The following is a 19,581-nucleotide window of genomic DNA, read 5'->3' on the forward strand; positions in this document are numbered from 1 at the left end:
ACCGGGCGGCTCGCGCCGCTCCGCTAAAGCCGAACTTGATTCCGAACGGTTCCTAAACGCTCCTTCACCAGATGTTGTGGTCACTCAATTCGGAGGCCGCAGCCGCTTCCGCCAGTCCACTTCATGAAACGTTCCCACGACTCGCTTCAAGGTTTTTTGCATCTGCTTCGGGCTCTCATTCGTGAGCCGTCTGTTGTGGGCGTGGAGGACGCATTCTTTCGGGTGTTGCGACGCGAGTTGGAAGAGTTTCCGGTGACGATCACTCGCTACCACGGGCTGCTGGTTGCGCAAGGAGACGAACCGGAAAGCAACTATCTCTCTGCGCACGTCGACCGTCATGGATTGCTGTGCACCGGGCCTCGTGAGTTCCAATACGCGGCGTTCATTGCCGGGAACCGAGGGGAGCTGAATGGGGATTCGATTTCGGAGCAGTTCATGGAGCTGATCGCCGGCCGTTTTCGCGGCCAACGTGTGCAGGCTCACACGCCCTACGCGGGATCGTACTTAGGACAAGGAACAATCACAGAATCATTCATTTGCCCGCGCCGCAAGAACTTGATCTTCGACATCGATGGGTTGGACTTCCTGCAACCAGGAACACCCGTTTCTTTTGTCGATCGACTGCGAGAAGACGACGGGCAGATCTCCGCCCAGCTCGACAACGTCGTGTCGGTCGCGATTTTGATCGAGATGATTCGTCGCGGTTTTCGTGGGACAGCGTTCTTCACGGCTGGTGAAGAGTGTGGGCGGAGCTATCGATACGTCGCCGAGTGGTTCCAGCGTTTTGATTTGAAGACGCAGCGGTTGGTCGTGTTGGACACCAGTCCCTTTCCAACCCAAGAAGACTTGAACGCACAAGAAGTGGTGCTTCGGAATCGCGATTCGGTGGCCGAGTTTCAGTCCACCGTGACAACCGAACTAAGAGAGATCTGCGATCAATTGAAGGTGACGCATCGATTCAAAGACGAATACGTGACTGAGATGAACAAGACTCGCGAAAAGCAAAGCTCGATCGGACGGACGGAGCTTGGACGATTGATCGACGCGACGAATGGCGAGGTCACCGGAACTACGCTGCAGTTGCCAACTTCGTCCTATCACACCCAAACCGAAACCGCCAACCTATCCAGTGTCGAGGCGGTCTTGAAAGTCTTGACCCGGCTGACGGGTGCGGATCTGAAATCGTGAGATTTGTTTGGGAGCACCAGCCATCTCAATGATCGTTTGTCATTTGAGTTCGCAGTTGCTCGAACCGTTGTTTCTCAGGCAAGAGCCTTGAGCGAATTTCTCGGTTGATTTGCCAAATGGCCAGTCCCATGCAAATCGCAAAGGCGGGACCAAAGACGAGGTACAGCAAGTATCGCCGGGCGGGATCGATGATGAACAGGGCGATGATCAGTCCCAACACGTTTGGGACGGCGAACCACCAAACAAAGTTTCGCATTTGAGAGATGCGGTCATCGAGGCCGTCGATCGATTTGTCGATCAACCCCCGCAAGGATTGTTCAAAGCCAAGGTGGCGATGTTGGCGATCCCTTCGCCATTTGAATAGCCAGCCGGCGGCAGCGAGACACACGATGCCAGGAAGGATCAAAACCAGATCGTGTCCCTGCAAAACGGGATCACGAAAGAACATCACGGCGACGAACAACAGCGTTGCGATCATGACTCCATCCGTGATGGCGGTGAGGCGTCGGAGCGATTGTTCTTTTTCGACGACCGCAAGCAGAATGCTTTCACGCTCGAGCGATTCTTTGGTCGCGGCTTGGGAGTTCCAAATCAGTTGAATTTCGTCAAAGTTCATCGGTGGTTTCCTGGTCGAGGAGCGAGGACAAATGTTTCTTGATGCGGTGCAGGCGGACGCCAACGTTGGTCACTGAAAGACCGAGTGTTTCGGCGATGTCACGGTGCTGGATGCCGTCGAGCATCATCAAGGCGAGCGAACGATCGATGGGATTCAGTTCGGCGATCTTTTCGTACAACCAATCCACGCGAGGATCCGGGTTGGGCTCGTTCGCGATCGGTTCTTCGGCAAGCGTTTGTCGCTTTTCGCGATGCTTGGAATCTTTGCGAGTCCAACTGATGGCGGTATACAGGGCGACTCGGTAGATCCAGGTGGACTCGGCGACGTCGGGGTTCAGGTTTGGAATCGAACGCCAAAGCTGCAATCCAATTTCCTGCAACAGGTCGTCTTGGTCATGTCGGTTGCGAGCGAAAGAACGAGCGACTTTGACCAACAAGCCTTGATGCTTCTCCAGCCAAACCTGGAGCTGTCGTTCCTGCTGGCGTGGATTCATAAGAGATCATGGGAAGCGAGTGAGAGACTTGGTGACTCTGATGAACTAGTCGCGAGTGAGTGGCCGGATCTTACAAAGAAGAGCAGATTTTGATTGTTTTCGGGGGAGGAGAGCCGTGGCAGGGAAAGCTTCCGCATCGTCGACGCGAATCTCGAAACGCGGAGTGGCAGAGGGTGAGAATTGCAAATTGCAAAGTGGACATTGCAAATCGTAAATTGATTTCTGGGACGGCAGGTACCAGGGACAATGTGTGGGTGGGGCATGAAACCGGATGATCTTTCGGAGCGACTCTTGGAGCTCGCTGTTCGAGTTGGGAAAGTCGTCGATGCACTGCCCGAGACGCGACTGGGCAAACACGTTGCTGGGCAGCTTGTACGGAGCGGTACATCTCCCGCTCCCAATTATGAAGAAGCCTGTGCAGCAGAGAGTCGCCGGGACTTCATTCACAAGCTACGCATCTCGTTGAAGGAACTGCGTGAGACGCGATGTTGGATCCGCTTGATCGTTCGTTCTGAATTGCTTCCCGATGCTCGTATGTCTGGTTTGGAACAAGAGACCGATGAGCTGTGCCGAATTTTGGGCCAGTCACTCGTTACTGCTCGTCGGAACGAAGACAAAGCGGTTGCTGCTCGCACGGGTAGAGCACCGAAGTGACCCAATTGCCACTTTGCAATGTCCATTTTGCAATTTGCAATGCAACCCTCTGCGTCTCCGCGTTTCAAATGTTTCACGCGCTAAGATCAATGGAAGGCGGGACTGTTGCGTGGATGACGTTGAGTTTGCGGGTTGTTTGGGAGGGACTATCACCGCTCTTGCGGCATGTTCAGGTTGAGCGGGTCTTGTTGTCGGTGAATTCATAATGATGCCGATGAAGCGTGGGACCCCTACGAAAGGAATCACAGGAATGCACCAAATGACCCGCTCAACCGATGACCGTTTGTCAACCTGTTCACGTCGCGTGCGGCGAAACATCCTTCGGGTGTTGATCGTGGGTTGCTTGACGTTCGCCGCGCCATTGGCGATCCAGGCGGAGGACATTGAAGTGGTGAACACAAACGACAACGGGGACGGTTCGCTTCGCGAAGCGATTTCCAATGCGGAAGCGGGTGACCGGATCGTGTTCAATATTTCCGGCGGTGGAACGATCTCGTTGGCGACGGATCTGCCCGAGATCACGGACAACGTCTCGTTCACCAATCAGAACGTGGCCGCAGTGATCATCGATCGGAATGGCCGCGGCCCCATCTCAGTGACTGGCGGGACCGTCGACTTTGGTGAGTTGCAAATCAACGGCGACGGATTGTCGGCTGACATCGAGATGTCCGCGGCGGCCACGTTGATCGGAAACGAAGATCAAATCACAGCCAACATTCAAGCGGCTGGGACGATCGCCCCGGGCGACAGCAGTGCCGCGGGCAGCGTCGGTGAGCTGATCATCAATGGAGACTTGGATGCAACCGATGCAGGCATCCAAGTGGATGTGAATGGTGCCGGATCGCCTAACGATTTGGTGCGAGTCATTGGAAACGGGACCGTCACCGACGCCACGTTGACACCCAACTTCATGGGATCCAACTATTCCATCGGCGACACGTTCACGGTGTTCAGTGCCACGGGCGGTTTGACTGGAACGCTGGCCAATTCCACCGACGAGTTTCAATTGCCGTCGAATCCGTTTTTGGAAGCGTTCATCAACTCGAATCCCAATGACCTGACGTTGGCGATTCGAGACAATGGCGAGTCCTTCACGTCGGTGCTGGACGGCTGCGGGCAGATGGGGGCCGTGACCGAGATCGATCGGCTGCGGACATCAGGCACCGCAGGTCAGATGGCAGCGATCAGTAACTTGCGGAATGGTTCGACGTTGGGCGTCAGCCAAGCGGTCGGGCAATTGGCAGGTGCGATCTATCCTTCTTTGGTGGATGCGGAGATCAACGAGGTTCACAACAGTTTGTATGGCATCCGCGACCGCGTGCTGTTGCAGCAGACGGATCTCTACACCAGCGGTCATTGGTCGCCGTGGGTTCGTGGCTATGGAATGACGCTGGACACCGACGTCGATGGTTGCATGGCGGAAGGCTATCGCCGAAAGGTGGGCGGAATCGAATTGGGGACGGGTTACGTGGCCGCGTCGGGGCTTGGAGTGCACGGCTTTGCACAACTGGGGGCCGCCAACACCGACATGAATACGCTCGGCCAAGGTGCGGACACGGATTCGTATCGCTTTGGTGGAACCGTGCAATACGTCGGCGAATGGTTGTACGGTTTTGGTTCCGGCGGGTACGGGATTCAAGACCATTCGATCCATCGTGGGATGTCGTCTCTGGAGCCCGGGACTTTCGCGGAAAGCGATTCAGACGGCACGGCTCAGTTCGCGTCGGTTGAGATTGGAACGGTTCACCGAGGTCAAGATTGGTTGTGGTTGTCGTTTGTTTCGCTGCAGGGTGTCCAAGCGGACTTGGACGGCCAAACGGAAACAGGGGACTCTGAGTTCGTTCTGGCGTCCAGCGATGTCGATGGAGAATCGCTGCGGAGCATGGTGGGAGTGTCTTTAGCGGGAACCAATGAAACCGGGCTTGGCCCAGCCACCACGCAGCTTCGGTTTGGATGGTTGCACGAGTTCTTGGATGACCAGCAATCGGGGATCCATGCGGTGCAGCCGGGGGGAGGTTCCGAGTTCTTGGTGCAAAGTGCCAATACGGGACGCGATTGGTTATCGATCGGCACGCAACTGGATTGGGGCTTTGTGCTCGGCGGTCAGTTCACGCTGGCTTACCAAGGCAACCTGAATAGCGACTCGACGTTCCAAAGTGGGTTGGTTGGAACACGCTGGATTTGGTGAGCGGTGACTCGGGCAGGTGGCTGGCACCTTCCGATGGCACTGGACTGCTGATCAATTTTCACGAAGCAAAGTTGATCGACGGCCTGCATCGCATCGTCAACCGATACGGAGGAGGCGAACCGAGTTGATCGCTGAGCTCTCTCCGCGAAGCTCCGCTCCTCCGTTTCTCCGCGTTTTAAATTACCCGCTGGTTTGAAATATCGTCATTGCATGGCCATTCGTGGATGACGATTCGGGCCAGCCGCCCAGATGCAAACATTGCCGTCTTTCTGAAGGGTTGGTTGGGATTTTTGATGGCCGATCAATTGCGACGGGGCGTGGTTGATTGACGCGAATCTTGAAACGCGGAGTGGCGGAGGAGCGGAGCTTCGCGGAGATTGGGGTAACATCGTTTAAGCTGATCGCTTCCTTCACCCGTCGCCGAATTCTCGCTCTACCCGTTCCATGTCTGTTGAAAACGAATCACCGCGACGGATCGGGCGGCCTCGGAACTTTGATCGCGAGGAGACTTTGCTTGCGATCGTCGACGTGTTCTGGCGATTGGGATACAACCAAACCAGTTTTCGCGAATTGGAAGCCGCGACCGGCGAAGGCCGCCAAAGTTTGGTGAACGCGTTCGGTGACAAGGCGGCTATCTTTGAAAAAGCCATTCAGTGCTACATCGATCACCGCGTCAATGAAGTGATCGAGTTGCTTCGCGGCGAAGGCGAACCATTGGACCGGATCGCGAAAGTGTTGGCTCGATGGGAAGCGGATGCAAAGGCACCCGACCATCGCGGATGCTTGTTGGTCAACACAGGCGGTGAGATTGGCCCGAAAAATGCGGCCATCGCGGATCGGATGGCAAACTCGACCCAACGTTTGGTGAGCGAGTTTGCCAAGACTTATCAACAAGCGATGAAAACAGGTGCGATCGCGACCAAACCATCTGCGAAATCGTTGGCTCGGCTCACCGTCGCGTTGGGCGATGGGGCGTTGTTGCAGGCTCGCGTCAGTGGCGATGCAGCTGCCGCGAAGCAAACGCTAGCGACGCTGGCGGAATTGATTCGCAGTCGCTGATGCGACAGTGAGTTGGTCGAACGCATGGCGGACTTGAATCATCGCTGTGCATTTTGTTGTTGAACACGCATTCAAAAACGATGTGCATTTCCCTTTTGATGGAGACTCCGATGAATATTCAAGAATTTCGAAAACGTCAACAAACCATCTCGCTCGATGGCGTGATCCATGAACCGCTGGACGTCGCTTACACCGACGTGGGCGAGGGCGAGCCCATTCTGTTGTTGCATGGCATCCCAACTTGGTCGTTTTTGTTCCACGATGTGATTGACACGCTGGCTCAGCACTACCGAGTCATCGCGCCGGACATGATCGGTTATGGTTACTCCGATCACCGCGACCAGTTTGATCGTTCGATTGAATTTCAGGCTGACTTCGTCGAGCGTTTCCTGGAACACTTAGACGTCGAAAGTGCCCACTTCGTTGCTCACGACATCGGTGGTGGCGTCGCATTGATCTTGGCCGACCGAAAGCCCGAACTGGTGCGATCGATGGTGTTGTCCAACAGCGTCGCCTACGACAGTTGGCCCGTGGATGAGATGCTCGCGATGGGGCACCCTCGCAACGCGAAGATGAAACCGGAAGAGATGACCGAGAAGTTGGTCGAGAGCTTCCAGTTCGGTTTGACTCGTTCGGAACGACTCACCGAAGAGTTCAAGGAAGGCATCGTGACGCCCTACCAAGAACGCGACGGAATCGTGAGCTTGGTTCGCAACGCGGCGAGCTTGAACACGAACCACACCACTCCGCTGACCAGTCGTCTGGGCCAAATGCAGCAGCCGACGCTGCTGCTGTGGGGCGAAGACGACAAATGGCAGCCGATCAGCACGGCGGAGCAGTTGGTGAAGGACATGCCTCACGCGGAACTGCATCCGATGAAGGACTGCTCGCACTGGGTTCCGCAAGACAACCCGGAAGAGTTCGCCAGTGCGACGCTCGAGTTCCTGCAACGGGTTCCTGTGGCCGTGTAAGGTGATTCATTCGCTGGCGACGGGATGGTTCAGGATCAAGATTCGGAAACCATCTCCGCCAGGGACTTTCACCGCCGGCCATTGTTCAATCTTCTGTTGAGTCGTTTCGCTGAACGTGCCGTCGAAGGGATTGAACCAGGTCAAATTCATCGTTTGCCCGCGGACTTCGCTGGGCAGTCGCAGTCCCAAGAAGTCGTTTTCTTTGGGGACGTAGTAGAGGACTTGGCCCTTGCCGTTGTGAAGGCAGAAGCCAGCGTTGCTGCGTTTGTCACCGGCGATCAAATTGCCAAGGTCGTACTTTTCGACCAGAGTTTGCAGGTGGCGGTAGTAGTCCAATCGCGGGCGATCTTCGGGTTCGAGTTCGGTGATGTCGGGAACGATGACGTTCCACGCGGCGCCTTGCCAGTAATGAGTTGGGAACGTGCCTGCGAAGACGCACTGGTAGGCTCGTTCGAGGCAGACTTCCGGTGATGTGTAGTTGCCGTTGAAGACGACGTAGGGGCCTTTTTCGTAGCCACCGTGTTCGATGTTGAGGATCGGTTTGCCGGGGATGTTTTTGCAGACTTCTCGCATCACGTGGTAGAGCTCGGATTGCCAAAGCTGAGCGGAGACAAAATCAATTTTGTCGGCGAAGCGTCGGCAGTAGCCGTAGTCATGCACGGTGATCAAACGTTGGTAGGCATCCAACTCACGCAGGCGTTCGATCCGTCCGTGGATGTAGTTGACGTCGTTGTGCCCGTATCCGAGAGCTTCTTTGGAGATGTCCCAAATCAGGTTGGGGTAGGCTTGGTAGCGGCGGACGACGTAATCGAAATAGCGGTTGTCGGCGTCTGAGTTGGCTTGCGGCCAGTTCACACGTTTGTTCCAGACGTAGACCATCAGGTGAGCGGCGATGCCCTTTTGATCGAGGTATTCGACCACTCGGTCGAGTCGTTGGAAGTACTCGATGTTGAGCTTCGAATGATCAGGTGATTCGTTGTCGCCGGCAAACGGATAGACGTTGGGGCTGCCGTATTCGTACTTGGAATCCAGACGATCGTCCTTGGCCCATTTGACGTCGTAAGCAAACACGTTCAGGACGACTTGGTTGAATCCGTTTTCGGCCAGCGTGTCGACGAACTGCCGCGTCTTGGGGATGTCGCCCGCGTTTTCAGCGTCGAGTGCGAACAGCCAATCACATTCAAACGCAATCGGGTAATAGCGGTCTCCGTTTTGAAATTGGAACTGGCGGTCGTTGTCCGGATCGAGCTCGATTCCGCCACGACGTTCGTCGGCGGCCGCGGCAACATTCAGCGTGCCGGTTTGAGCGTTGAGCTCGGTGTTGGGTGAAGCCGTTTGGTAGGTCCACTTGCCTGCTGCGGACGGCGTGAAGCGGATGCAATAGGTTTGGTCGCCGTCGTAGAAGCCGGGGACTTTGAGTGTTTGGCCGGCTTCGTTTGTGAAGGTTGCGGAGAACGGTGTGTCGACGGGATTATCTGCCAGCGTGTCGACTTGGAAACGAAGCTCGGTGACCTCCCACTGCGTCGGTGTTTGGGGAGACGCTTCGTCGGCATGGACGAAGGAATGTCCGATTGCGACGCAACTGGCGAGAAGCAGGTGGAGTACGAAAGCTGGCAAACGCATGAGATTCATCTGGGGAAGATGGGGTGGGGAAGCGAGACGAGGCATCGTATTCCAGCCGGTGGGCGGCTTCTATTCGAGTGGACACAAGAAAATCAGAAACGCCGTGTTTTCCGGGGTGAGACGCGTTCGGGTTGCGAAAGGGCTCTATGGATCGTGCCGGGTTGGGGAGCGGCGGATGTCGAGGGAGAATCTGCATTGGTAGAGTTTGTGATCATCTCCCCTACCACCACAGGAACACAGCCATGCGAGGCGTCTTGGTCACGAAGAACGACAAGGATATCAGCGCGACGTTGCAAGACATTGATGAGCAACAATTGCCAGAGGGCAATGTGACCGTGCGAGTGCACTGGTCCAGTTTCAACTACAAAGACGTGTTGGCGATCACAGGAAAGATGCCGGTGATTCGTTCGTACCCCATGGTGCCCGGAATCGATTTGGCTGGCGTCGTCGAATCCAGCGACGACGATCGCTATCGAGTCGGCCAAGAGGTCTTGGTGACGGGCTATGGAATTGGCGAAGCCCACTGGGGCGGTTACGCCGAATTGGCTCGTGTGCCGGGTGATTGGTTGGTGCCGCTTCCAGAAGGATTGACGATGCGTCAATCGATGGCGATCGGGACGGCTGGCTTCACCGCGATGCTGTGCGTGATGGCGTTGGAACGTGGCGGTGTCACGCCTGACCAAGGGCCGATCTTGGTGACCGGTGCTGGCGGGGGCGTCGGCAGCGTCGCGATTGGGTTGCTGTCGAAACTGGGCTATGAAGTCGCCGCGGTTTCAGGGCGTCCAGAAGCGGCGGACTATTTGAAAGAACTCGGTGCGAGCGAAGTGCTGTCACGATCCGAGTTTTCGCAGCCCGGCAAACCGCTGGGCAAAGAACGTTGGGCGGGCGCGGTGGATGTCGTCGGCAGTCACACCCTGGCGAACATCTGTGCATCGACGAAGTACGACGGCATCGTGATGGCGTGTGGGTTGGCCGGTGGCATGGAATTTCCCGCGACGGTGGCTCCGTTCATTCTGCGAGGCGTGACGTTGGTTGGCATCGACAGTGTCCAGTGCAAGCAGCCTCGACGCTCGGAGGCTTGGCAGCGTTTGGTGGAAGATTTGGACCTGGCGAAATTGGAAACCATGACCAACGAGATCCAACTCGACGACGTGATTGAGACCGCGAAAAATTGGGGCCAGAGTGATCACCGCGGACGTGTGGTGGTGGCGGTCCAAAGTTAGTTGGCCGCGAAAATATTAGCCGCACGGCGTTAGCCGCGGTTACGTGCAAGAGAGAACCGCGGCTAACGCCGTGCGGCTGATTGTTGTGCCGTTGGTCATGACAGAATCAGCCGCAAGCTGGTCGGCTTGTTGGAGGTTCAGGCCTCGGAGGACCCGAAGTCATCGACGATGGTTGGTTGGCGTTGGATGCGAACCCAGTCGAATTGACCGATCAGTTTTTGGTGGATTTGATCGAGCGTCATGTCTTTCAGCGAGTCATCCGAATCGGGGCAAAGTCCCGATGTTTTCGCGGCCCAGCGGACGATTGTTTCAGGCGTCATGCCTTGTTCGCGAAAATGTGACAGGCGTGTGTCCCCGTGACGTTTGGCGAGCCGGCGACCGTCGGTGCCGGTGACCAGCGGCACGTGTGCGTGGCTGGGTGGGGAATGCCCCAATGCTTCGTAGAGTTGAAGTTGCCGAAATGTGCTGAGGATCAAATCGTCGCCGCGGACGACTTCCGTGACTCCCGCGTCGATGTCATCGATGACGACCGCGAGTTGATACGCCGCCAAGCAGTCTGCTGCTGTTTCGGCTTTTCTCGTGATGGGAAAGTCGCCGATGTCTCGAATGGGATCGCAGGTGACTTCGCCATGGACTCGATCAAAGAAACGATCGGGTTTCGCATGCATTCGAAAGCGAAAGCAGAACGGTTTGTCTTCCGGCAACGGGTCGCCGTTTTTCCAGCCCGCACAGGTGCCGGGGTAGACCGGTGCATCGGGCGTCCATCCCGAGGCGGTGCTTTCATGCGGGGCTGATGCGGCGGCTTCGATGTCGCGACGTGTGCAACTGCATGGGTAGACGCGACCGGCGTCGAGCAATTGTTCGCGGGCTTGGTCGTACAGCGGCGATCGTTCGGTTTGGATGATCGGGGCGCCGTCCCAATCCATGCCGAGCCATCTCAGGTCCGTGATGGCTTGTTCGGTGGCCCACGGTTTGATGCGTGGCGAATCGATGTCCTCGATCCGCAGAATCAAACGCGCGTTTTGGGAGCGAGCACTCCAGTACGCGATCAGGAATGTTCTCGCGTTGCCGAGGTGCTGGGCTCCCGTTGGCGAAGGTGCCAATCGGCAAACGGCACTGGACATCAAAATTCGGCGTTGCCCGGCGTGCGTGGGAACGGGATCACGTCGCGAATATTGGCCATGCCGGTGACATACTGGACGGCTCGTTCCAATCCCAAGCCGAATCCCGCGTGGGGCACGGTGCCGTAGCGACGCAGGTCGACGTACCACCAGTATTCCGATTCGTCTAAGCCGCCTTCGGCCATGCGGCGTTGCAGCACATCGAGACGTTCCTCGCGTTGTGATCCGCCGATGATTTCGCCGACACCGGGAACCAGAACGTCCATCGCGGCGACGGTTTTGCCGTCGTCGCTGACTCGCATGTAGAACGGTTTGATCGACGACGGGTAGTCCGTCAGGATGACTGGGCCGCCGACGACGCTGGTCAAATACCGTTCGTGTTCGGCTTGCAGGTCCGTGCCCCACTCGACCGGGTATTCGAACTTTTCATCGCAAGCGAGCAAACGCTCAACTGCATCGGTGTAGGTCATGTGTTCGAATGGTTTTTCGATCACCGATTTGAGTTGGTCGATTTTTCCTTTTTCGATGCGCTCGTTGAAGAACTCCATGTCTTCGCCGCAATGCGAGAGGCAATCTGAAAAGACTCGTTTGAGGAATCTTTCCGCCAATTGCATGTTGTCGTGGAGGTCGTAGAAGGCGGCTTCGGGTTCGACCATCCAAAATTCGGCCAGGTGCCGCGACGTGTTGCTGTTTTCGGCGCGGAAGGTGGGGCCAAAGGTGTACACGCGAGACAACGCCGTCGCGTAGGTTTCCGCTTCCAATTGCCCGCTGACCGTCAGGTGGGTTGGCTTTTGAAAGAAATCTTGTTTGGTGTCGAAGGGGCGATTCGAACCAGCCAGTTTTTCCAGGTTCAGCGTCGTGACGCGAAACATCTCGCCGGCGCCTTCGCAGTCGCTGGCCGTGATGATCGGCGTGTGCAGGTAGTTGAAGCCTTCGTCGTCGAAGAAGCGGTGGATTGATTGGCTGATCCGGTTGCGAACTCGCATCACCGCGCCGAGCGTGTTGGTTCGGGCTCGCAGGTGCGACCATTCGCGAAGTTTTTCGAACGAGTGCCGTTTCTTTTGCAGCGGGTAGGTTTCTCCATCGCACCAGCCGATGACGCGAACGGAGTTGGCGTGCAGTTCGGTTGCCTGGCCTTTGGCGGGGGACTCGACTAGTTCGCCTTGGACGACGACGCTGCATCCGGCCGTCAATTTTTGAATTTCTTCGGCGTAGTTTTCCAGCTCGGCCGGGGCGACGACTTGCAGGTTGCCCAGCGAAGTGCCGTCGTTGACTTCCAAGAAGCTGAAACCGCCTTTGCTGTCACGTCGTGTTCGAATCCACCCGCGAATTTCGACTGGGCGAGGCAACTCAGTGCTGGTGCGGCAGGCGTCAATCGTGGTCCAGTCCATGGGAGCAATCATCGAGCGTTGAAGGGAGGCAAAAGGATGAACTGTGTATCGTAGCGAATTGGTTCTGGATCGCCTCCACCACAACGGAAGCGATTCCCATTAAGCTAAGGGCTGACGTGTTTCCCTCCCCGCTCCTCGATTGCCCCCATCCTGACCCATGCCCACCGCGTCCGCGTCTGAATCCAGTTCCAACCAACCCGAATCCTCAAATGCGTCGGGATCGATCGATCACGTTTTGGTGGAAGACCGTTTGTTTCACCCGTCGGCCGAGTTCACTGCAAAAGCGGTGATCTCGACGGAAGAACAGTACGAAAAGCTGGCAACCGCCGCTCGCGAAAATCCGGACGAATTTTGGCGAGCCGAAGCACTGGAACATTTGCATTGGTTCGAACCGTTTGACACGGTTTGCGATTGGCAGCCACCACACGCGAAATGGTTCGTCGGTGGCAAGACCAACGCCAGTTACAACTGCGTCGACGCCCACGTGGCGGCGGGACGTGGCGATCGAACGGCGATCATTTGGGAAGGGGAGCCCGTTGAGGACGGAAAGCCTCGCGATCAACGCACGCTCACCTTTGCCGAATTGCAAACCGAAGTTGCTAAGTGCGCTGAGGGGCTGACTCAGTTGGGCATTGGTGTTGGCGACGTGGTCAGCATTTACATGCCGATGACTCCGGAGCTGGCCATCGCGATGTTGGCGTGCGCTCGCATCGGTGCGGTTCACTCCGTGATCTTTGCTGGATTCAGTGCCGCTTCCATCGCGGAACGAAACAATGACGCTTCCGCCAAATTGATGATCACATCGGATGGCTTGTACCGTCGCGGCAAGATTTTGCCACTCAAAGAAACTGTCAACGAAGCGCTCGAAAATTCGTCCACTGTTGAGCACTGCTTGGTGCTTCGCCGCACTGGTGAAGAAGTGCCGATGCAAGAAGGTCGAGACGTTTGGTGGCACGACGTCGTGGACAGCCAGCCGGGTGAGATGGCAGCGAAGCCGCTCGATAGCGAAACGCCTCTGTTCATCCTTTACACGTCGGGCAGCACTGGAAAACCCAAGGGCATCTTGCACACCACGGCGGGTTACAACTTGTGGGCCAAGCGAACTTTTCAGTGGGTGTTCGACCACCGCGAAGACGACGTGTATTGGTGCACGGCGGATTGCGGATGGATCACCGGTCACAGTTACATTGTGTACGGGCCATTGTCCGCTGGGGCGACGTGTTTGATGTACGAAGGCGCGCCGAACTTCCCCGCGGAAGATCGGTTCTGGGACATCGTTGAGCGTCACAAGGTCAACATTCTTTACACCGCACCAACCGCTGTTCGAGCCTTCATCAAATGGGGCGACGAACATGTCGACAAGCACGATTTGTCGAGTTTGCGATTGCTGGGCAGCGTCGGTGAAGGCATCAATCCAGAAGCTTGGATGTGGTACCACAAAAAGATCGGCGCGGAGAAATGCCCGATCGTCGACACGTGGTGGCAAACCGAAACGGGCGGCATCATGATGAGCCCGCTGCCGGGGATCACGCCCACGAAACCAGGATCTTGCACGCGGCCGTTGCCGGGAGTTGTGCCGAGCATCGTCGATGAACTCGGCAATTCCGTGGACAGCGAGCACGGCGGAAAGCTTTGCATCTCGCAACCATGGCCCGGAATGTTGCGTGGGATCTACGGCGACGAAGAGCGGTTCGTCGAGCAGTATTGGTCGGACGTTCCGAACAAGTACCTGACCGGCGACAACGCTCGCTGCGACACCGATGGGTACTATTGGATCATGGGACGCATCGATGATGTGATCAATGTGTCCGGGCACCGGTTGAGCACCATCGAGGTGGAATCCGCCTTGGTTTCTCATCCCGATGTTTGCGAAGCCGCCGTGGTGGGACGTCCTGATGATTGCAAGGGGCAAGCCATCGCGGCATTTGTCACTTCCAACGACCGCGGCCACGACGATGAATTCCGAAAGGAATTGAAACTACACGTGCGAAAAGAAATCGGTGCGTTGGCCCAGCCCGACGACATCCGCTTCACCGCCGCACTGCCCAAGACGCGCAGCGGCAAAATCATGCGGCGTTTGTTGCGAGATGTTGCCGCGGGACGCGAATTGGTGGGTGACACATCGACGCTGGAAGACCTTTCCTCGCTCGCGAAATTGCAAGAGGAAGACTAGAGTGGTGGGGCCCTGACCCCGCTTCTTCGATTCCACGAGATCGGTTCCCCGGCGAACCGATGCTTGCTCCATGCCCGATGACCCGCAACGTGCCGACACGCCCAATTCGATTGGCAAGTCGTCGATCGATCGACACGCGGATGATCGCTTGGCCAACCGAATGAGTCATCCGAACACGATTGGAAACGATGGGCTGTTTCCCGTGCCCGATGTGGATGATGCGACCGGCGGACTCTCCACCACCGGTTTGCGGCATTCGATGCAGCCCGTTCCGTGGTTCACGCGGCGGCGTGTCGCGACTGGGATCTCCGTTCTAGTGGTTTTGGTGACCGCTTGTATGGCCGGGGCCATTTTGGCTTCTGCGATACAACGTGCGACCGAGAACCTGGTTGCTCATTCGCTGCAGGCTGTTTTGGCGGCCAACGTGCATTCTTTGGAGATGATGTTTTCTGATTTGCAAGGCGAATCGGAACGTTACTCACGGGACGAACGCGTCCGACAACTCAGTTTGCAATTGTTGCGTGGTGACGACGAGCTGACCCCGTATGAAGGTGAGTCGATTCGACACGAGTTGCGTGTGATGATCCCAGAGTTGATCGGGACCGTTCCGTGGCTAGTCATGAGCCGCGACGGAGTTGTCTTGGCCAGCAGTCGCGAATCGATCATTGGGTTGAAAGTCGAGTTTTCGAAACTGAATCACGAGCGATTGATCGGCGGGAAGTCGACCCTGGCGATGCCACAGCGTTTAAAGGGAACTGAAAATCAGACCGTGGTCATGGTGTCGATGTCACCCTTGATGGACCGCAATCAATGCTTCGGTGCGTTTGGTTGGGTGATGGAAGCCGACGACCGATTCAGTGATTTGTTGAAGATCACGCAGTCGGGGGAAACGGATGAGTCGTACGCGATTGATGGTCGCGGGCGAATGCTTTCAACCAGTCGGTTTGAAGTTCAGTTGGCTGAGAAAGGGTTTCCGGAACAAAGCGTGCTGAACTATCAGATGCGTGATCCTGGGTCGGATGTTCTGGCTAGCGATCAGGTCACGCTTCCAATGCAGCAATTGCCTCTGACTCGAATGGCCGATCAGGCGACTCGCCGTGCCGACGGGATGGAGTTGGAAGGGTACCGCAACTATCGCGGTGCGATGGTGGTGGGTGCGTGGAAGTGGTTGCCGGAATTCGACATGGCGGTCGCGACCGAAATCGATGTGGCGGAAGCGTATCAACCAGCGACCATTCTTCGGCGAGTCCTCATTGCAACTCTCGCCGGTGTGGTGACCTTATCAGGAATCGCATTGTGTTTGATCGCCTATTCTCGGCATCGAGCGATTCGTAAACAGCGAATGGCGGAAGAAGAAGGCGATGGTCGTCGGATCGGGCAATACCGGATTTTGGAATTGCTGGGTGTTGGCGGGATGGGGTCGGTCTATCGAGGCCAGCACGAATACTTGCGCCGCGATGTTGCGATCAAGGTGCTGGAAGGCGAGCGATTGTCGACTCGATCGGTGGCACGGTTTCATCGCGAAGTTCAGTTGACGTCGACGTTGAGGCATCCAAACACAATCGCGATTTATGACTTTGGTCAGTGCAGTGCGGAAACCGGCGAATCTCAGATCGGAAATTCGCGAATCGGCGAGGAAGTGGATCCCGCCGAAACGTTCTACTACGTGATGGAATACATCGATGGTGTCTCGCTTCAGCAATTGATCGATTACTACGGGCCTCAAACGCCCGAGCGGACCGTGCACTTTTTGTTGCAGATCTGCGGGTCGATCTCGGAAGCCCACAGCACCGGTTTGATTCACCGAGACATCAAGCCGGCAAACATTTTGGTCAGTGCACATGGTGGTCTTTGGGATCACATCAAGGTGCTGGACTTTGGGTTGGTCAAAGACATCGGCGGTGATTCGAATTTAACGCTTCAAGAAGGCGTGACGCGTGCCGACTCGATGACGGGAACACCGCTTTATATGGCACCCGAAACCATTCGTGATCCCGCCGCCGCTTCACCTCGTGCGGACATCTATTCGATCGGGTCAGTTGGTTACGCGTTGCTGACCGGGCGTCCGATCTTCGAAGGTGACTCGGTGATCGATCTGTGTTTGAAACAGCTCGAGCAAAACCCACCCCGTCCTGAAGATCGCTTGCAACGTCGATTGCCGACTGCGTTGCAAGATATCTTGATGCGGTGCTTGGATCGGTCCGCATCGAAGCGATTTCAAACAGTCGCCGAGTGCACCGCGGCGCTCGAGTCATTGCCGGAAGCCGGGCGATGGACGCAAGCCAAATCGGTCGAATGGTGGGCCAATGAATTCGAACAGGCCGCTCGCACGCAGCCTGGCCAGACCAAGAACCCAACCGTTGACGACGCCGCATTGACGCGATGACCGATTAGTGGCGAAGACGATGCGTCAGTGTTCGCTGCCAAAGCGTTTGTTGCCGCTTTGGAATCACGCCGACGGACTTGGAAGTCCATCGTACGGTGAACAAGTGCTTGCAGCGACTGGGCCGGAGCCGATCAGGCGGCTCGGCGAGTGGCGCGAAGCGTTGTCGAGTTCGACGCCGTGGATTGCCATTTGCCGTTAGTTTGACGCAGGATCATCGTGTCGGCGTACGAGACCTTGCTCAGCACGGTGTCGAGCTCCGCCAACGTTTCGGCATCGAGCGATGGATCGAGAATGATCGCGTCCATCATTCCCAGGCGGTGCAGCACGGTCACGACGCCACGAGCAGCGGTTTCGGGAACGATGGAGGGACGAATCGCGAGTCCCGCCAATTGGCCGTGGAAGTCACGCAGTTTGACTGTGCCGCCAACCATTTCGAATTGATCGATCACGGCATACTTGAGTGCCGGGTTGGTCTCGGCCAACGCATGCACGACAGCCGGAGTTCGCGAACCGTCGCCGACGCCGATTTCCAAGATGCTCGATGGTTGAAGCTTGGTCAGTGTTTTGACCAACGCGTCATGCTCGCCTCGCGACAGCATCGACAAGACGCCGCGTGCCGCTGCGGCCGGTTTGGCTTTCGCAACGGGTGCCGGTGTCGGGACGCACGCCTGAGGTGCAGCGACCGGTTTGGATGCAGTCACCTTAGCCTTCGCGGCTGGCTTGCTGGCCGTCTTCTTGCGAGCAGCCGGCTCGGGTTGGGGAGTACCCGGCGACGTGGTCGCAGGGGCAGCCTCGAGAGTCACCTTTGGTTGAGGAGTGACTCCACGCAGCGAATTCCACAGCTTCTTCAAAGGCATTGCCTGAGACCCTTCCTAGCTTGGCTCGTCTGGCGACGTGCATTGGCGGTGACCGATCCATCCAATGGTTCCCATCGGAACAATTGGCACCGAAATTCATCGCCACAAACGAGAGTCTGGTTAGGCAAGATTGGAAAGAATCGCCGGGGACGATTTCAGGGCCTCGCCGACGGATCAGGGGCTCACCCTGGGCTGATGAAAATCTTGGCAGGGTGGTAAGTGCGCGAACCGAATGCGACTCATTGAAAAAGTTAAATGGACAATTGAAAAATGCAAATTGATGCGAATTCATCCACGCATTCCGGCATTTTACAATTGTCAATTTGCACTTTAACTTTTTCAATAGCGACAAACGCCGTACCAATACCACTTCGTCGGAAACCGCCCAAACCGCCTTGTTGATTTCATCTTTGTCAGCCCAGGCTCAACCCATCCAAGCGGCGCGGTAGCTCAAGCCGAGGTTGAGAATGCGTTGAATCAACGATTCGTAAGGGATTCCGGCGGCTTCGGCGGATTCAGCGAAGTCTTCCCCGTATTCGATGTTGGGGTTCGCATTGGCCTCAATCACGTAGACCTCGCCCGTGGGAGTCATCCGCAAATCCATGCGAGCGTAGCCGCTCATGTGAAGCGCTCGATAAACCCGTTTGCAAAGTTTGGCGATGTGCTTTTGCTGGAGCTCGGTCAAGCCTTCGGCGGCATGACAAGTGATGTCGTGTTTCTCCTGGTATTTCCGGTCCCATTTCACCCGGCTGGTCGCGATTCGTGCGGACTCGTCAGGCATTTTGCCAAAGTCCATTTCCCAGGCGGGAAAGGTCACCAATCGAGTGTTGCCCATCACGCCGACATACAATTCGCGGCCCTCGATGTACTGTTCGACGATCACGTCGCCGCCAGTTTTCTCGTGCAGAAAGGTGACTCGTTCGGCGAGTGCTTCGTCGTTGTGCACAATCGAGGCTTGAGCGATCCCGAACGAAGCGTCCTCGATGGTCGATTTGACGAACAAGGGGAACTCAAGCTTTTTCGGACGACGCACCGCGCGGCCGTTGGGAAACACCGCGAAACGTGGCGTCGGGATACGGTGATACATCAGCAGCTTTTTCGACAATGCCTTGTCTTTGCTGAGCATCAATCCTCGCGGGTTGCATCCGCTGTAGGGTTGCTGCATCAATTCGAGATAGCTGATCACGGCGAAATCGTACGTGACCACACCGTAGAACTCTTCCAACAACATGTAAGTGATGTTGGGTTGAAAGTTCTGCAGTGCCGCACGAATCGGGGCCAGATCGTCAAAGATCCCCAGCGGCAAAACCTCATGGCCGAGTCCGCGAAGGGTTTCGCAGACGTCGTATTCCGCCTTCCATGGGTCGGATTCTTTGTCGGTGAATCCTTCCAGGGTATCCGGTGGAACGTTGCCTTCTCGGACCAAAACCAGCACACGCAATTTGCTCATGACAGAGCTCCTGCGGCGAAGAGGTCGTGCCGTTTTACTTCACCCTCCCCTTGGAAGGAGGTCGTGCAGTTTTGAAGTGCCGTGCTCGCAAGCTTGAAGTCACCCTCCTGAACGGAGTTGGGGAGGGTCGGAATGCGAGCGTTCAGCGTGAATTCCGGGGAGGGGAGTGCGCGCCGTTTCCCATGCTC

General features: G+C 56.6%; 16 protein-coding genes. 8 read left to right on the forward strand and 8 right to left on the reverse strand.

Translation table 11 applies throughout. The features are described 5' to 3' along the window. The first annotated feature begins 123 nt into the window (after nucleotides 1-123). Nucleotides 124-1,188 (forward strand): peptidase M42, encoded by a 1,065-nt coding sequence (locus tag B2R17_RS05850; protein ID WP_286763235.1) that lies wholly within the window; start codon nucleotides 124-126, stop codon nucleotides 1,186-1,188. A gap of 25 nt (nucleotides 1,189-1,213) precedes the next feature. Here B2R17_RS05850 and B2R17_RS05855 read toward each other — a convergent pair whose 3' ends face one another. Next, nucleotides 1,214-1,804, reverse strand: a complete 591-nt coding sequence (locus B2R17_RS05855) for a hypothetical protein (protein WP_286763236.1) — start codon at nucleotides 1,802-1,804, stop codon at nucleotides 1,214-1,216. After that, the gene (locus tag B2R17_RS05860) at nucleotides 1,794-2,297 is read right to left on the reverse strand and encodes an RNA polymerase sigma factor (RefSeq protein WP_008658732.1); all 504 of its coding nucleotides are present in this window, start codon (nucleotides 2,295-2,297) and stop codon (nucleotides 1,794-1,796) included. Before B2R17_RS05860 ends, B2R17_RS05855 begins: the two co-directional genes overlap by 11 nt. A 261-nt stretch (nucleotides 2,298-2,558) precedes the next feature. On the opposite strand from B2R17_RS05860, the gene B2R17_RS05865 reads away from it, so the two are divergent. The 4 genes from B2R17_RS05865 (at nucleotide 2,559) to B2R17_RS05880 (ending at nucleotide 7,169) form a co-directional block, all read left to right on the forward strand. Then, the gene (locus B2R17_RS05865; RefSeq protein ID WP_008668822.1) at nucleotides 2,559-2,951 is read left to right on the forward strand and encodes a four helix bundle protein; all 393 of its coding nucleotides are present in this window, start codon (nucleotides 2,559-2,561) and stop codon (nucleotides 2,949-2,951) included. 250 nt (nucleotides 2,952-3,201) lie between these two features. Further along, complete coding sequence (locus tag B2R17_RS05870) at nucleotides 3,202-5,139, forward strand: autotransporter outer membrane beta-barrel domain-containing protein (protein WP_286763237.1); 1,938 nt, start codon at nucleotides 3,202-3,204, stop codon at nucleotides 5,137-5,139. A gap of 444 nt (nucleotides 5,140-5,583) precedes the next feature. Continuing rightward, entirely contained in the window at nucleotides 5,584-6,198 is a 615-nt protein-coding gene (locus B2R17_RS05875) for a TetR/AcrR family transcriptional regulator (protein WP_286763238.1), read from the forward strand. A 110-nt stretch (nucleotides 6,199-6,308) separates the two neighbouring features. After that, nucleotides 6,309-7,169, forward strand: a complete 861-nt coding sequence (locus tag B2R17_RS05880; protein ID WP_286763239.1) for an alpha/beta fold hydrolase — start codon at nucleotides 6,309-6,311, stop codon at nucleotides 7,167-7,169. 6 nt (nucleotides 7,170-7,175) lie between these two features. Here the strand turns inward: B2R17_RS05880 and B2R17_RS05885 are convergent, their stop codons facing one another. Beyond that, nucleotides 7,176-8,792: a DUF5060 domain-containing protein gene (locus B2R17_RS05885; RefSeq protein WP_286763240.1), complete on the reverse strand. Its 1,617-nt coding sequence runs from the start codon at nucleotides 8,790-8,792 to the stop codon at nucleotides 7,176-7,178. A 242-nt stretch (nucleotides 8,793-9,034) separates the two neighbouring features. Here B2R17_RS05885 and B2R17_RS05890 point away from each other — a divergent pair, with 242 nt between their 5' ends. Then, complete coding sequence (locus B2R17_RS05890) at nucleotides 9,035-10,015, forward strand: MDR family oxidoreductase (RefSeq protein WP_286763241.1); 981 nt, start codon at nucleotides 9,035-9,037, stop codon at nucleotides 10,013-10,015. Between the two features lie 137 nt (nucleotides 10,016-10,152). Here the strand turns inward: B2R17_RS05890 and gluQRS are convergent, their stop codons facing one another. Beyond that, on the reverse strand, nucleotides 10,153-11,139 hold the full coding sequence (gluQRS, locus tag B2R17_RS05895) for a tRNA glutamyl-Q(34) synthetase GluQRS (RefSeq protein WP_286763242.1): 987 nt from the start codon (nucleotides 11,137-11,139) through the stop codon (nucleotides 10,153-10,155). Then, a complete protein-coding gene (gene asnS, locus B2R17_RS05900) occupies nucleotides 11,139-12,527 on the reverse strand; it encodes an asparagine--tRNA ligase (RefSeq protein WP_414707234.1) in 1,389 nt (462 codons plus the stop codon). Before asnS ends, gluQRS begins: the two co-directional genes overlap by 1 nt. Before the next feature lie 157 nt (nucleotides 12,528-12,684). Here asnS and acs point away from each other — a divergent pair, with 157 nt between their 5' ends. Continuing rightward, nucleotides 12,685-14,700: an acetate--CoA ligase gene (gene acs / locus B2R17_RS05905; protein WP_099263620.1), complete on the forward strand. Its 2,016-nt coding sequence runs from the start codon at nucleotides 12,685-12,687 to the stop codon at nucleotides 14,698-14,700. 70 nt (nucleotides 14,701-14,770) lie between these two features. Further along, a complete protein-coding gene (locus B2R17_RS05910; RefSeq protein ID WP_286763244.1) occupies nucleotides 14,771-17,086 on the forward strand; it encodes a serine/threonine protein kinase in 2,316 nt (771 codons plus the stop codon). A 131-nt stretch (nucleotides 17,087-17,217) separates the two neighbouring features. On the opposite strand, the gene B2R17_RS05915 is transcribed toward B2R17_RS05910, so the two are convergent. The 3 genes from B2R17_RS05915 to B2R17_RS05925 form a co-directional block, all read right to left on the reverse strand. Further along, nucleotides 17,218-17,943: a hypothetical protein gene (locus tag B2R17_RS05915; RefSeq protein WP_286763245.1), complete on the reverse strand. Its 726-nt coding sequence runs from the start codon at nucleotides 17,941-17,943 to the stop codon at nucleotides 17,218-17,220. A 424-nt stretch (nucleotides 17,944-18,367) separates the two neighbouring features. After that, nucleotides 18,368-19,393 (reverse strand): D-alanine--D-alanine ligase family protein, encoded by a 1,026-nt coding sequence (locus B2R17_RS05920; protein WP_008668791.1) that lies wholly within the window; start codon nucleotides 19,391-19,393, stop codon nucleotides 18,368-18,370. Beyond that, nucleotides 19,390-19,581 (reverse strand): DUF1582 domain-containing protein (locus B2R17_RS05925; RefSeq protein ID WP_286763246.1); only part of this gene is annotated, 192 nt, incomplete at its 5' end. The genes B2R17_RS05920 and B2R17_RS05925, both read right to left, overlap by 4 nt.

Source organism: Rhodopirellula sp. UBA1907, from assembly GCF_002337565.1.
GTDB lineage: Bacteria > Planctomycetota > Planctomycetia > Pirellulales > Pirellulaceae > Rhodopirellula > Rhodopirellula europaea.